General features: G+C 42.7%; 1 protein-coding gene. It reads right to left on the reverse strand.

What is annotated here, in order from left to right; translation table 11 throughout:
* On the reverse strand, window positions 1–309 hold a 309-nt coding region (locus tag CDN38_RS33780), incomplete at both ends, for a hypothetical protein (protein ID WP_204903274.1).

The following is a 309-nucleotide window of genomic DNA, read 5'->3' on the forward strand; positions in this document are numbered from 1 at the left end:
ATTCCATTCCATTCCTTTCCATTCCATTTAATTCCATTCCATTGCAATCGAGCTGATTCCATTCCATTCCATTCCATTCCATTCCATTCCATTCCATTCCATTCCATTCCGGATGATTCCATTCCATTGCATTCCGTTCCATTACATTCCCCTGCACTCGGGTTGATTCCATTCCATTCCATTCCATTCCATTCCATTCCATTCCATTCCGGAAGATTCCATTCCATTGCATTCCATTCCATTCCATTCCATTCCATTCCCCTGCACTCGCGTTGATTCCATTCCATTCAATTCCATTCCATGCCATTC

Source organism: Mycobacterium ostraviense, from assembly GCF_002705925.1.
Lineage (GTDB): Bacteria > Actinomycetota > Actinomycetes > Mycobacteriales > Mycobacteriaceae > Mycobacterium > Mycobacterium ostraviense.